The 12,922-nt window shown below is 73.4% G+C and carries 12 protein-coding genes; 8 read left to right on the forward strand and 4 right to left on the reverse strand.

The window, feature by feature from the left end:
- Positions 1-112 precede the first annotated feature (112 nt).
- Both D581_RS0104000 and D581_RS0104005 read left to right on the forward strand, forming a co-directional pair.
- Positions 113-1,360 carry a helix-turn-helix domain-containing protein gene (locus tag D581_RS0104000; protein WP_018955940.1) on the forward strand — a complete coding sequence of 416 codons (1,248 nt, stop codon included), beginning with the start codon at positions 113-115 and terminating at the stop codon, positions 1,358-1,360.
- 238 nt (positions 1,361-1,598) lie between these two features.
- Positions 1,599-2,588, forward strand: a complete 990-nt coding sequence (locus D581_RS0104005; protein WP_018955941.1) for a malate dehydrogenase — start codon at positions 1,599-1,601, stop codon at positions 2,586-2,588.
- An 80-nt stretch (positions 2,589-2,668) separates the two neighbouring features.
- Here D581_RS0104005 and D581_RS0104010 read toward each other — a convergent pair whose 3' ends face one another.
- Positions 2,669-3,184 (reverse strand): carboxymuconolactone decarboxylase family protein, encoded by a 516-nt coding sequence (locus D581_RS0104010; protein ID WP_018955942.1) that lies wholly within the window; start codon positions 3,182-3,184, stop codon positions 2,669-2,671.
- A gap of 47 nt (positions 3,185-3,231) precedes the next feature.
- Between D581_RS0104010 and pdxR the strand changes: the two genes are divergently transcribed.
- The 3 genes from pdxR to D581_RS0104025 all read left to right on the forward strand — a co-directional run bounded on the left by pdxR (position 3,232) and on the right by D581_RS0104025 (position 6,202).
- The gene (gene pdxR / locus D581_RS0104015; protein WP_018955943.1) at positions 3,232-4,632 is read left to right on the forward strand and encodes a MocR-like pyridoxine biosynthesis transcription factor PdxR; all 1,401 of its coding nucleotides are present in this window, start codon (positions 3,232-3,234) and stop codon (positions 4,630-4,632) included.
- A 104-nt stretch (positions 4,633-4,736) separates the two neighbouring features.
- A complete protein-coding gene (locus D581_RS0104020) occupies positions 4,737-5,009 on the forward strand; it encodes a hypothetical protein (RefSeq protein WP_026290180.1) in 273 nt (90 codons plus the stop codon).
- Positions 5,010-5,014: 5 nt separating this feature from the next.
- A complete protein-coding gene (locus D581_RS0104025; protein WP_018955945.1) occupies positions 5,015-6,202 on the forward strand; it encodes a glutathionylspermidine synthase family protein in 1,188 nt (395 codons plus the stop codon).
- A gap of 93 nt (positions 6,203-6,295) precedes the next feature.
- Here the strand turns inward: D581_RS0104025 and rocD are convergent, their stop codons facing one another.
- Entirely contained in the window at positions 6,296-7,501 is a 1,206-nt protein-coding gene (gene rocD / locus D581_RS0104030; RefSeq protein ID WP_018955946.1) for an ornithine--oxo-acid transaminase, read from the reverse strand.
- A 302-nt stretch (positions 7,502-7,803) separates the two neighbouring features.
- On the opposite strand from rocD, the gene trpS reads away from it, so the two are divergent.
- Positions 7,804-8,796 carry a tryptophan--tRNA ligase gene (gene trpS, locus D581_RS0104035; protein WP_026290181.1) on the forward strand — a complete coding sequence of 331 codons (993 nt, stop codon included), beginning with the start codon at positions 7,804-7,806 and terminating at the stop codon, positions 8,794-8,796.
- A gap of 124 nt (positions 8,797-8,920) precedes the next feature.
- Entirely contained in the window at positions 8,921-9,520 is a 600-nt protein-coding gene (locus D581_RS0104040) for a 2'-5' RNA ligase family protein (RefSeq protein WP_026290182.1), read from the forward strand.
- 38 nt (positions 9,521-9,558) lie between these two features.
- Here D581_RS0104040 and dprE2 read toward each other — a convergent pair whose 3' ends face one another.
- Positions 9,559-10,314, reverse strand: a complete 756-nt coding sequence (dprE2, locus tag D581_RS0104045; protein ID WP_018955949.1) for a decaprenylphospho-beta-D-erythro-pentofuranosid-2-ulose 2-reductase — start codon at positions 10,312-10,314, stop codon at positions 9,559-9,561.
- A gap of 53 nt (positions 10,315-10,367) precedes the next feature.
- Complete coding sequence (gene dprE1, locus D581_RS0104050; protein ID WP_018955950.1) at positions 10,368-11,732, reverse strand: FAD-binding oxidoreductase; 1,365 nt, start codon at positions 11,730-11,732, stop codon at positions 10,368-10,370.
- Between the two features lie 172 nt (positions 11,733-11,904).
- On the opposite strand from dprE1, the gene D581_RS0104055 reads away from it, so the two are divergent.
- Positions 11,905-12,882 carry a YihY/virulence factor BrkB family protein gene (locus D581_RS0104055; protein WP_026290183.1) on the forward strand — a complete coding sequence of 326 codons (978 nt, stop codon included), beginning with the start codon at positions 11,905-11,907 and terminating at the stop codon, positions 12,880-12,882.
- The last annotated feature ends 40 nt before the right edge of the window (positions 12,883-12,922 follow it).

Here is a 12,922-nt window from a genome sequence, read left to right on the forward strand (position 1 = left end):
ACGGTCCGGTCCGGACCGGACGGCGGCGGACGGGCCGGGGATGCGCGGACCGGGGGACCGGCCGTAGCGGGGCACAGCAATGACGTCCGGGGGACAAGAGGGGGGAAACGCGATGCCTCGTTGGAAGGCACTGCCCGAAGAGCTCGACCCGCAGATCAGGGAGTTCGCCAGCCAGCTGCGCAGGCTCGTCGACCGCAGCGGGCTGAACATCAACGCCGTGGCCGACCGCACGGGTTACAGCAAGACGTCCTGGGAGCGGTATCTCAACGGGCGGCTGCTCGCCCCGCGCGGAGCCGTCGTGGCCCTCGCCGAGGTGACGGGCACACCGCAGCACCACCTCACGACCATGTGGGAGCTGGCGGAGCGGGCGTGGAGCCGGGCCGAGATGCGCCACGACATGACGATGGAGGCCATCCGGATCACGCAGGCCCGTGCCGCGCTCGGCGAGCTCGGCACGACGGCTTCCGACGCTCCGGCGGCCGGCCGGTCCCGCCGGCCCTCCACCGGCGGCCGGCACAGCGCGTCCGGCGCCGGCGCGCGGGTTCCCGCCGCCGCGGGCCAGGCCGCCGCGGCCCCGGCCGGCACGGACGCCCCGCCCCGCGACGCCTACGGCAAGGACCCGTACGGCGGCGGGGCCCACGAGCCCGGCGACGACGACACACGCCAACTCCTCGTCCCGACTCAGCGCGGCACCGCACCGCACCCCGCCCACCACCCGGACCGACCGTACGACGGCGGGCCGAACCAGGGCGGGCAGCGACCGAACCAGGGCGGGCAGCATCGGGAGCGGAACGCGGCGGGGAGCACCGGCCGCGGCCCCGGCTCCGGCCGGGACACGCGCGGGACCCGACCGGGCAGGGCCTCCGGCGGCCGCGGGCCCAGCGCCGCCATGCTCGCCGTCGGGGCCGTCGGCGCCCTGATCGTCGTGGTCGGCGCGGTGCTGCTCGCACCGGGCGACGACGCGGCCAAGGCCACCCCCACCCCGTCGGTGGCTCCCACCGAGGCCGCCCCGGAGCTGCCCGTGGGCGTCGAGTGCAGCGGCGCGGAGTGCGCCGGGAAGGACCCCGAGGCGATGGGCTGCGGCGGCGAGTTCGCCCGTACGGTGGCCGGCGCCGTGGTCGGCGGCAGCAAGATCGAGGTCCGCTACAGCGAGGTCTGCTCCGCCTCCTGGGCCCGGCTCTCCGAGGCGGCCATCGGCGACACCGTGCGGATCACCGCCGGCGAGGGAGCGCAGAACAGCGAAGTCATGGGGGACACCGACGCGTACACCCCGATGGTCGCGGTGAAGAAGGCGGCCGACGCGAAGGCCTGCGCGACGCTCACCTCCGGCACGAAGGGGTGCACCGACCCGGGCGAGTGACGGCGGGCCCGGGGCGGCGGAAGCCAGGAGCCCCGTGGCCGGGCCCATCGGTGCGGTGCGTGACCGGTTGTGTGCGGTGCCACAGGGGGGCGGGCGGCCGGGCCGGGCCGGGTCCGATAGCCTGACCGCTGGATATCTCTTCACGTCAAGATTCGTCGGGGCGGGGAGGGCGTCCAGCACCAGGGTCCGGCACCAGGGGCCGGGACCCCCACCGCCAGCTGTCTAAACGGAGACCGCCATGACCCGCACTCCCGTGAATGTCACCGTGACCGGCGCAGCCGGCCAGATCGGCTACGCGCTGCTCTTCCGCATCGCCTCCGGCCACCTTCTCGGCCCGGACGTGCCGGTCAACCTGCGCCTCCTGGAGATCCCTCAGGGCCTCAAGGCCGCCGAGGGCACCGCGATGGAGCTCGACGACTGCGCCTTCCCGCTGCTGCGCGGCATCGAGATCACCGACGACCCGAACGTCGGCTTCGCCGGTGCGAACGTCGCCCTGCTCGTCGGCGCCCGCCCGCGCACCAAGGGCATGGAGCGCGGTGACCTGCTCGCCGCCAACGGCGGCATCTTCAAGCCGCAGGGCAAGGCCATCAACGACAACGCCGCGGACGACATCAAGGTCCTCGTCGTCGGCAACCCGGCCAACACCAACGCGCTCATCGCTCAGGCCGCCGCCCCGGACGTACCGGCGGAGCGCTTCACCGCGATGACCCGTCTGGACCACAACCGCGCGATCTCGCAGCTGGCCGCCAAGACCGGCGCCGCCGTCTCCGACATCAAGAGGCTGACGATCTGGGGCAACCACTCGGCCACCCAGTACCCGGACATCTTCCACGCGGAGATCGCCGGCAAGAACGCCGCCGAGACCGTCAACGACGAGGCGTGGCTGGCCGACACCTTCATCCCGACCGTCGCCAAGCGCGGCGCCGCGATCATCGAGGCCCGTGGCGCGTCCTCGGCCGCCTCGGCCGCCAACGCCGCCATCGACCACGTGCACACCTGGGTCAACGGCACCGCCGCCGGCGACTGGACCTCGATGGGCATCCCGTCGGACGGCTCCTACGGCGTCCCCGAGGGCATCATCTCCTCCTTCCCGGTCACCACGAAGGACGGAAAGTACGAGATCGTCCAGGGTCTGGACATCAACGACTTCTCCCGTGCGCGCATCGACGCGTCGGTCAAGGAGCTCACCGAGGAGCGCGACGCGGTCCGCGAGCTCGGCCTCATCTGAGACCCGCCCCCGCGACACGTCGAGCGCCCCCGGCAGCCGCTGCCGGGGGCGCTCACGCATGCTCCCCGCGGAGCCCTCGGTCAGCCGCTGTGGTCGCCGGGCGTGTAGTGGCCGGGCCCCAGACGGCCGGTGACGCCGAAGCGGTTCCAGACGTTGATCACGCTGATCGAGGCGATCAGCTGGGCCAGCTCGGTCTCCTCGAAGTGCTTGGCGGCCTCCTCGTACACCTCGTCCGGGACGAAGCCTTCGGTCAGGACGGTGACCGCCTCGGTCAGGGCCAGCGCCGCCAGCTCCTTCGGGGTGTAGAAGTGCCGCGACTCCCCCCAGGCGCTGAGCTGGACGATCCGCTCGACGGACTCGCCCGCCGCGAGCGCGTCCTTGCTGTGCATGTCCAGGCAGAACGCGCAGTGGTTGAGCTGCGAGGCCCGGATCTTCACCAGCTCGACCAGGACGGGGTCCAGGCCCTTGCGGGCGGCGATGTCGAGCCGGACCATCGCCTTGTAGACGTCCGGGAGAAGCTGGGAGACGGAGATCCGGTGCGGTTCCTCGGGGGAGAGGTCGGCCGGGGCGTGGTGGTGCTCGTGTGTCGAGGTCATGAGGACGACGCTACGGCCCCGATGGCACCCCAGTATGGTCCATTGGCATGACGGATTCCTGGGCCACTTTCGGCGCGGACCTGCATCTGGAACCGGTCGGCCAGGGGCTCCGCAGCGGGCTGATGGAGGCGCTGCGGGAGGCGGTGCGCACCGGCCGCCTGGCCCCCGGCACCCGGCTGCCGTCCTCCCGGGTGCTCGCCGCCGACCTGGGCGTCGCCCGCAACACGGTCGCCGACGCCTACGCCGAACTGGTCGCCGAGGGCTGGCTCACCGCCCGCCAGGGCTCGGGGACCCGGGTCGCCCAGCGGTCCGCGCCGCGCCGGGCCGACCCCGTGGCGGCCCGGCCCCGGCCGGCGCGGTCCGGGGCCGGGTACAACCTGAAGCCCGGCTCGCCGGATCTCTCCGCCTTTCCGCGCACCGCCTGGCTCAAGGCCGCCCGCAAGGCGCTCACCACCGCGCCCGACGAGGCCTTCGGCTACGGCGATCCGCACGGCCGCGTCGAACTGCGCACCGTGCTGGCCGAGTACCTGGCGCGGGCGCGCGGGGTGTACGCCGACCCGGAGCGCATCGTGATCTGCGCCGGCTTCGCGCACGGGCTGACCCTGCTGGGCCGGGTGCTGCGGCGGCGCGGGGTCCGGGAGATCGCCGTCGAGTCGTACGGCCTCGACGTCCACAGAGACCTCCTCACCGAGGCCGGGCTGCGCACCCCGTGCCTGCCCCTGGACGAGCACGGGTCCCGGACCGGCGAGCCGGCCGCGCTGCGCGGCGCGGGCGCGGTCCTGCTGACCCCGGCGCACCAGTTCCCCACCGGCGTACCGCTGCACCCGGACCGGCGCGCCGCCGCCGTCGACTGGGCCAGGTCCACCGGCGGGCTGATCCTGGAGGACGACTACGACGGGGAGTTCCGGTACGACCGGCAGCCGGTGGGGGCGCTCCAGGGCCTCGACCCGGAGCGGGTCGTCCATCTCGGCACCGCCAGCAAGTCGCTGGCCCCGGGGCTGCGCCTCGGCTGGATGGTGCTGCCCCGGGGCCTGGTGGGGGAGGTGGTGGCGGCGAAGGGCGGTTCCGACTGGATGTCCGGTTCGCCCGACCAGCTGACGCTCGCGGAGTTCATCGCCTCGGGGGCGTACGACCGGCATGTGCGCTCCATGCGGCTGCGTTACCGCCGCCGCCGCGACCAGCTCGTCGCGGCGCTCGCCGAGCGCGCGCCGGGCATCGAGGTCAGCGGCATCGCGGCCGGGCTGCACGCGGTCCTCGAACTCCCGCCGGGCGCCGAGCGTTCGGTGATCCAGGCGGCGGCGTTCCAGGGCCTGGCGCTGGACGGTCTCGCCCGCTACCGGCACCCGGACGCCCCGGCCGCCCGCGACGCCCTGGTGATCGGCTACGGCTCGCCGTCGGAGAGCGCCTGGGCGGGCGCGCTCGACGCCCTGTGCCGGGTGCTCCCGTGAGGGCCAGGTTCCGAACAGCACCCCCCTCCCAGTAATCTGACAAGAGGTCCGGTGGCGGAAAAGGGACGCCGGATCCGATCACGTACCACGGGGGAGAACCGAACATGTCCACACGAAGGCTGAGGTCGAGCACGGTCGTGCTCGGCGGTATGGGGCTGCTCGCCCTGACGATCACGTCCTGCGGCTCGGAGCCGGACAAGCGCTGCGCCGACCGCACGACGCAGCGGACCCTGCCGAGCTCCGAGTGCCGCAGCGGCGGCAACGGTTCGTACTACTACGGCGGCAAGAGCGACAGCGGCAAGGTGCAGGGCGGCAGCTTCGACAAGTCGGCGGTCGACCGCGGCGGCTTCGGCTGCTCCGGCTCCGGCGGCGGCTGACCGCCGTGGAACGCCGCACGATCGAGCCGCGCCCCGGCTGGCAGGAGACCGTCGAGGCGCAGGGCGTCGTCTACCCGCTCACCCGCTACCCGGACGGTTCGCTGCGCCCGTACTGGGACGAGAGCGCCTACTACGTCTTCTCGCTGCCGGAGGTCGAGGCGCTGGAGGAGACCGTCGAGGAGCTGCACACGATGTGCCTGGCCGCCGCCGCGCACATCGTCGAGCAGGGCCGCTTGGCCGACCTCGGCATCACCGACACCCGGCTCGCCGCGCTGGTCGCCGAGTCCTGGCGCCGCCGAGCCGAACTGCCCTCTGTGTACGGGCGGTTCGACCTGCGCTACGACGGGAGGGGCCCGGCGAAGATGCTGGAGTACAACGCCGACACCCCGACCTCGCTGGTGGAGGCCGCGAGCGCGCAGTGGTTCTGGATGGAGGACCGGTTCCCCGGGGCCGACCAGTGGAACTCCCTGCACGAGCGGCTGGTCGACGCCTGGAAGCGGCAGGCGCCCCTGCTGCCGCCGGGGCCGCTGCACTTCGTCCACTCCGACGGCGACGAACTGGGCGAGGACCTGATGACGGTCGCGTACCTGCGCGAGACCGCCCAGCAGGCCGGGCTCGACACCGAGGCGCTGTCCGTCGAGGAGATCGGCTGGGACCGGCTGTCGGGCCGGTTCGTCGACGAACGGCTGCGGTTCATCCGCAGCTGCTTCAAGCTCTACCCCTGGGAGTGGCTGGCCACCGACCGCTTCGGCCCGCAGGTGCTGGACACCCTCGACAACGGCGGCGGCTCCGGCACCACCTGCTGGATCGAGCCCGCCTGGAAGATGCTCCTCTCCAACAAGGCGCTGCTCGCGGTCCTCTGGGAGCTGTACCCCGGCCACCCCAACCTGCTGCCCGCCTACCTCGACGGCCCGCGCGGGCTGGCCGGTCCCGGCGGGGCCGGATACGTGTCCAAGCCGCTGCTCGGCCGCGAGGGCGCCGGCGTCGAGCTGTACGGCCCCGGCTCGCCGCCCGTGACGCGCGACGAGCCGTGCTGCTACCAGGAGGCGGCCCCGCTGCCCGACTTCGACGGCAACCGGGTGGTGCTCGGCGCGTGGGTCGTCGAGGACGAGGCGGCGGGGCTCGGCATCCGGGAGTCGGCGGGGCCGGTCACGGACGAGTACGCCCGCTTCCTGCCCCACGTCATCCTCTGAGAGCCGGGGGCCGGGCAGGGGCCGCTGCCCGGCCCCCGGCCCCTTCAGGCGGGCAGGGGCCGCTGCGGGGCCGCTGCCCGGCCCCCGGCCCCCTCAGGCGCCCAGTACCGCCCGCAGCCGGTCCAGGCCCCAGTCCAGGTCCTCCTTGCTGATCACCAGCGGCGGGGCGATCCGGATCGTGGAGCCGTGGGTGTCCTTCACCAGCACCCCCAGCTTCATCAGCTTCTCCGAGATCTCCCGGCCGGTGCCCAGCGCCGGAGCGATGTCGACGCCCGCCCACAGACCCCGGCCGCGCACCGCCCGCACCGCGCCGCCGCCCGTCAACAGGCCCAGCTCCCGGTGCAGATGGTCGCCCAGCTCGGCCGCCCGCTGCTGGTACTCACCGGTCCGCAGCATCGCGATCACCTCCAGCGCGACCGCGCAGGCCAGCGGGTTCCCGCCGAACGTGGAGCCGTGCTCGCCCGGCCGGAACACGCCGAGGACGTCCGCCGATGAGACGACCGCCGACACCGGGACCACCCCGCCGCCGAGCGCCTTCCCCAGCAGGTACACGTCCGGCACCACGCCCTCGTGCTCCAGCGCGAACGTCTTCCCGGTACGCCCCAGCCCCGACTGGATCTCGTCCGCGATGAGCAGCACGTTCCGCTCACGGGTCAGCTCCCGTACGCCGGGGAGGTAGCCGGCCGGCGGCACCAGCACCCCGGCCTCGCCCTGGATCGGCTCGATCAGCACCGCCACGGTGTTCTCGGTCATGGCCTCCCGCATCGCGGTGAGGTCCCCGTACGGGACGATCTCGAAGCCGGGGGTGTACGGGCCGAAGTCGGCCCGCGCCTCCGGGTCGGTGGAGAAGCTGACGATCGTGGTCGTGCGGCCGTGGAAGTTGTCCGAGGCCACGATGATCTTCGCCATGCCGTCCGGCACGCCCTTGACCCGGTAGCCCCACTTGCGGGCGGTCTTCACCGCGGTCTCCACGGCCTCCGCGCCGGTGTTCATCGGAAGCACCGTCTCCATGCCGCACAGCGCCGCCAACTCCGTACAGAAGTCGGCGAACCGGTCGTGGTGGAAGGCCCGGGACGTCAGCGTCACCCGGTCCAGCTGGGCCTTGGCCGCGTCGATGAGCCGACGGTTGCCATGGCCGAAATTGAGTGCCGAGTATCCGGCGAGCAGATCGAGGTACCGGCGGCCCTCGACATCCGTCATCCAGGCGCCCTCCGCCGAGGCCACGACGACCGGCAACGGGTGGTAGTTGTGCGCGCTGTGCGCCTCGGCGGAGGCGATTGCGGTTTCCGTGATCGACACGGGATCTCCGTTCGTCGTGCGGCGTGGGCGGGGGTGGTGCCCACTTTGTATCGTCGGTCGGAACCCGCGCCGGGAAACCTCCATCGCCCGGCGCGCCCGCCGTCGCACGCCGGGCAGCCGAAATGTGCGGTTCATCTCGGGCGTGCGCTCCCGTGCTCCGAGCCCCCGCGGGTACGCGCCCTCTTCGCCCCGCACCGGCTGCCGGAGATCGCCCCCGTACCTGAGACAATGGAGCCATGGCCTCTGACCTCCCCACCGACCAGCCGCAGACGGGCCGCACCGGTGCGGCCGCCCGTCCGCGCGTGCTCTCCGGGATCCAGCCCACCGCGGGCTCGTTCCACCTCGGCAACTACCTGGGCGCGGTGCGCCAGTGGGTGGCGCTCCAGGAGAGCCACGACGCCTTCTACATGGTCGTGGACCTGCACGCGATCACGATCCCGCAGGACCCCGCCGAGCTGCGGGCCAACACCCGGCTCGCCGTGGCGCAGCTGCTGGCGGCCGGTGTGGACCCCGAGCGCTGCACGCTCTTCGTCCAGAGCCATGTGCCCGAGCACGCCCAGCTCGGCTGGGTGATGAACTGCCTCACCGGCTTCGGCGAGGCCTCCCGGATGACGCAGTTCAAGGACAAGTCCGCCAAGCAGGGGACCGACCGGGCCACCGTCGGCCTCTTCACCTACCCGGTGCTCCAGGTCGCGGACATCCTGCTCTACCAGGCGAACCAGGTCCCGGTGGGCGAGGACCAGCGCCAGCACATCGAGTTGACCCGCGACCTCGCCGAGCGGTTCAACGGCCGGTACGGACAGACGTTCACCGTCCCCGCGCCGTACATCCTCAAGGAGACGGCGAAGATCTACGACCTCCAGGACCCGGCGGTGAAGATGAGCAAGTCGGCCTCCACGCCGAAGGGCCTCATCAACCTGCTCGACGACCCGAAGGTCACGGCGAAGAAGGTGAAGAGCGCGGTCACCGACACCGACACGGTGATCCGCTTCGACGCCGAGAAGAAGCCGGGCGTCAGCAACCTCCTCACGATCCTCTCCACCCTCTCCGGCAGCCCCGTCGAGGACCTGGAGCGGAGTTACGAGGGCAAGGGCTACGGTGCGCTGAAGACCGATCTGGCCGAGGCCATGGTGGAATTCGTCACTCCTTTCCGGACCCGCACCCAGCAGTATCTGGACGACCCGGAGACGCTGGATGCCATCCTGGCCAAGGGAGCGGAGAAGGCCAGGGCCGTCGCCGCGGAGACCCTGGCACAGACATACGACCGGATGGGCTTCCTGCCCGCGAAGCACTGAGTCCAAGGACCCTGGCGAGATCATGGCCGCAGGGGTCACACTTGCGGCGACGGAACGCGTGGGCCGGAAACCCGGCCCACGCGGCATGACCGAAAATCGACCATCGACGGTGGAGGAGAACGACGTGGGGACCGTAACGCTCGGCGTTTCGATCGCGGTCCCGGAGCCCTACGGCAGCCTGCTCCAGGACCGCCGCGCGAGCTTCGGGGACCCTGCCGCCTTCGGCATTCCCACGCACGTCACCCTCATGCCGCCGACCGAGGCGCAGTCGGCCGACCTCCCGGCGATCGAGGAACACCTCGACCGGATCGCCACGGCCGGCCGCCCGTTCCCGATGCGGCTCTCCGGCACCGGCACCTTCCGCCCGCTGTCGCCGGTCGTCTTCGTCCAGGTCGTCGAGGGCGCCTCGGCCTGCTCCTGGCTCCAGAAGCGGGTCCGGGACGCCTCGGGCCCCCTGGTGCGCGAGCTCCAGTTCCCCTACCACCCGCACGTCACCGTGGCCCACGGCATCGCCGAGGAGGCCATGGACCGGGCCTACGAGGAGCTCGCGGAGTACGAGGCCGCCTGGACCTGCGGATCCTTCGCGCTGTACGAGCAGGGCCCGGACGCCGTCTGGCGCAAGCTCCGGGACTTCCCGTTCGGAGCGGGCGGCGGCACGCCCGCCGTCCCGGCCCAGGGCGGCTACACGATCGACGCGCCGTCGGCCTCGTCGCTGCGGCCTTGAGCGCCCTGCGGGCGACGACGGCCGTTTGACGAGACGGCCTAGACCGGCAGCCGGCGGAACAGCGGGCGCGGGACGTGCCGCAGCGCCGCCATCACCACCCGGAGCGAACCGGGCACCCACACGCTCTCCGAGCGCCGCCGCAGCCCCGTGACGATCGCCTCCGCGACCTCATCCGGGCCGGTCGCGAACGGCTGCTCCGGCCGTCCCGCCGTGGCCCGGGTCCGGACGAAGCCGGGGCGGACGACCATCACCTGCACCCCGGTCCCCTGGAGCGCGTCGCCGAGCCCCTGCGCGAACGCGTCGAGGCCCGCCTTGCTGGAGCCGTAGATGAAGTCCGCGCGCCGGGCGCGCTCCCCGGCCACCGACGACAGGACCACCAGCGAACCGTGCCCCTGCGCCTGCAGTGCGCCGGCGCACACCAGCCCGGCGGAGACCGCCCCCGTGTAGTTGGTCTGGGCGACCCGGACCGCGGCCATCGGCTCCTCCTCGTCCCGCGCCTGGTCGCCCAGGACCCCGAACGCCATCAGCACCACGTCGATGTCGCCCTCCGCGAAGACCTTGCCGAGGACGACCTCGTGGGAGGCGGAGTCCAGCGCGTCGAAGTCGACGGTCCGCACGTCCGCCCCCCGGCCGCGCAGCTCGACGGCGGCCGACTCCAGGGCCGGGGAGGGGCGCCCGGCCAGCCAGACCCGGCGGGTGCGCAGGGCGACCAGCCGGCGCGCGGTGGCCAGGGCGATCTCGGAGGTGCCGCCGAGGACGAGCAGGGACTGCGGGGCGCCGAAGGCATCCTTCACGGAAATCTCCTGATCAGAGGGGGGTGGGGGAGATACGCGGGCAGCGCTGGGGCCTACAGCCCGAGCCGGCGCGATAGGTCGGAGCGGAACGCCTCCGTCGGGTCCAGCCGTGCCCGCAGCTCCCGGAAGTCCGCGAGACCCGGGTACATCGCGGCCGCCGTCTCCGGCCGCATCCGGGAGTCCTTGGCCAGGCAGACCCGGCCCCCGGCGGCGGCCACCTCCTCGTCGACGTCGTCGAGGAAACGAGCCAGGCCGGGCAGGGCCGCGGGCAGATCCAGGGCCAGGGACCAGCCGGGCGCGGCGAACGACAGCCCGCCGGGGTCCGCCGCCCCGAACCGCTGGAGCACGGCCCGCACGGCGGGGCTCCGGCGCTCCGCGATCCGCCGCACGACCCGGTGCAGGGTCTCCTCCCGGCCGTACCCGACGGCGAACCGGTAGCGCACCAGGCCGCCCCGGCCGTACAGCAGGTTCGCGTCCGGGAAGGCGTCCGCGCCGTGGAAGAAGGCGGAAACCGGCCGGAGCTCACCGGTCCGCGCACGGGGTGCGCCCCGGTAGCGGACCTCGTTGTACAGGGCGGCCGACGCCGGGCCGAGCAGCCCGCCCGGCACCGGCGGGAAGCCGGGGAGCCGGAACCGCCCCCGGGACCCTCCGAAACGCGAGGGGAGTGGAGTGCGCCCCACGTGCGCCAGGCGCATATCCGAGGTCACGTGCTCCCCCCGGGTGAGGATCCCGCGTCCGGTCGCCCGGCCCCGGGCCATCAGGTCGATCCAGGCGGAGGCGTACGGCAGCCGGTCGCCGCCCGCGGTGAAGCGGGCCAGCAGATCGTCCAGGTCCCCGGCGCGCTCGGTGGAGACGGACATCAGCCCGGTCGTCACGCGCCGCAGGCGCAGGGTGGCGCCCAGGATCACCCCGGTCAGCCCCAGGCCCCCGGCGGTCGCGTCGAAGAGGGCGGTGCCCGGCAGCACCGTACGCACCTCGCCGTCGGCGGTGAGCAGCTCCAGGGCGCTCACGTGCCGGGCGAACGAGCCGGAGCGGCGGTGGTCGAGGCCGGACAGATCGGAGCCGATCGCCCCGCCGACCGTCACCCTGCCGGTCCCCGGCACGACGGGCGGGAGCCAGCCGAGCGGCAGCAGTACCCGCAGCAGCCGCTCCAGGCTCACCCCCGCGTCGCAGCGCACCACGCCGGCGGCGGCGTCGACGCCGCCGACCCGGGCCAGGCCCGTGAGGTCGAGCACCGAGCCGCCCGCGTTCTGCGCCGCGTCCCCGGGCGACCGCCCCAGCCCGCGCGCGATGACACCCCGGGGCCCACGCCCCCGGACGACGGCGGCCGCCTCCTCGTGGGTGCGGGGGCGAAACCGCACGGCGGTCGTCGGGGCGGTGCGGCCCCAGCCGGTCAAGGACACCGTGTCGACGGACATGAGGGTGACCGTATCGTCCGGGAAATCCCCTTCGCGGCATTGGTGAATTCGCTCACCGGAACGGGTGATGGAGTGAGTGTCGGCGGAGCGTGGCGGAGTTCCGCCGGAAGGGTCCGGGAGAGTCCGGGGCGGGCCGCCGATGTTCCGGGCCCAGGAGGGTACGCGTGACGTCATGGACTGGCTGAAGAAACTCCCGGTGATCGGGCCCCTGGTCGCCCGGCTGATGGAGACGCACGTGTGGCGTTCCTACGAGCGGCTGGACCGGGTCCACTGGGCCAGGCTCGCGGCGGCGATCACCTTCATCAGCTTCCTGGCGCTCTTCCCGCTGATCGCGGTCGGCGCGGCCGTCGCCGCCGCCCTGCTGAGCGACCAGCAGGTCGACACCGTCAAGGAGAAGCTCGCCGACCAGGTGCCGGGCATCTCCGACCAGTTGGGCATCGACGGGCTGATCGCCAACGCGGGCACGGTCGGCCTCGTGGCCGGCGCGCTGCTGCTGTTCACCGGTGTCGGCTGGGTCGGCTCCATGCGGGAGTGCCTGCGCGCGGTCTGGGAGCTGGACGAGGTCCAGGAGGCCAACCCCGTCGTCGCCAAGGTGAAGGACGCCGTGCTGCTGGTCGGCCTCGGCGGCGCGGCGCTCGCCACCCTGGCGGTCTCCACCATCGGCTCGACGGCGGTCGGCTGGACCGCCGACCTCATCGGCATCCCCGAGGACGGGGCCGGCGGCGTCCTGCTGCGGGTGGCCGCCCTGGCGGTCGCGGTCGTCGCCGGCTTCCTGCTGCTGCTCTACCTGCTGACGCTGCTGCCCGGGGTGGAGCCGCCCCGGCGGCGGCTGGTGGTCGCTGCCCTGCTCGGGGCGGTCGGCTTCGAACTTCTCAAGCTGCTGCTCGGCAGCTATATGCGGGAGGTCGCGGGCAAGAGCATGTACGGCGCGTTCGGCGTGCCGATCGCGCTGCTCCTGTGGATCAACTTCACCGCGAAGCTGCTGCTGTTCTGCGCCGCCTGGACGGCGACCGGCAGCAAGGACGAGGAGGTCCGCGCGGAGACCGAACAGGCCCCCGGCGCGGAGGGCCCGGGCGCGGAGGGCCCGGGGGCGGTCGGGCCGGGACCGGGTGGAGCCGCTACGGGACCCGGCGGCTCCACCCGCGTCTAGGCCCCTGTCCGGCGGACCCGGTCAAGATCCGCCGGACACG

It is taken from the genome of Streptomyces sp. CNB091, from assembly GCF_000377965.1.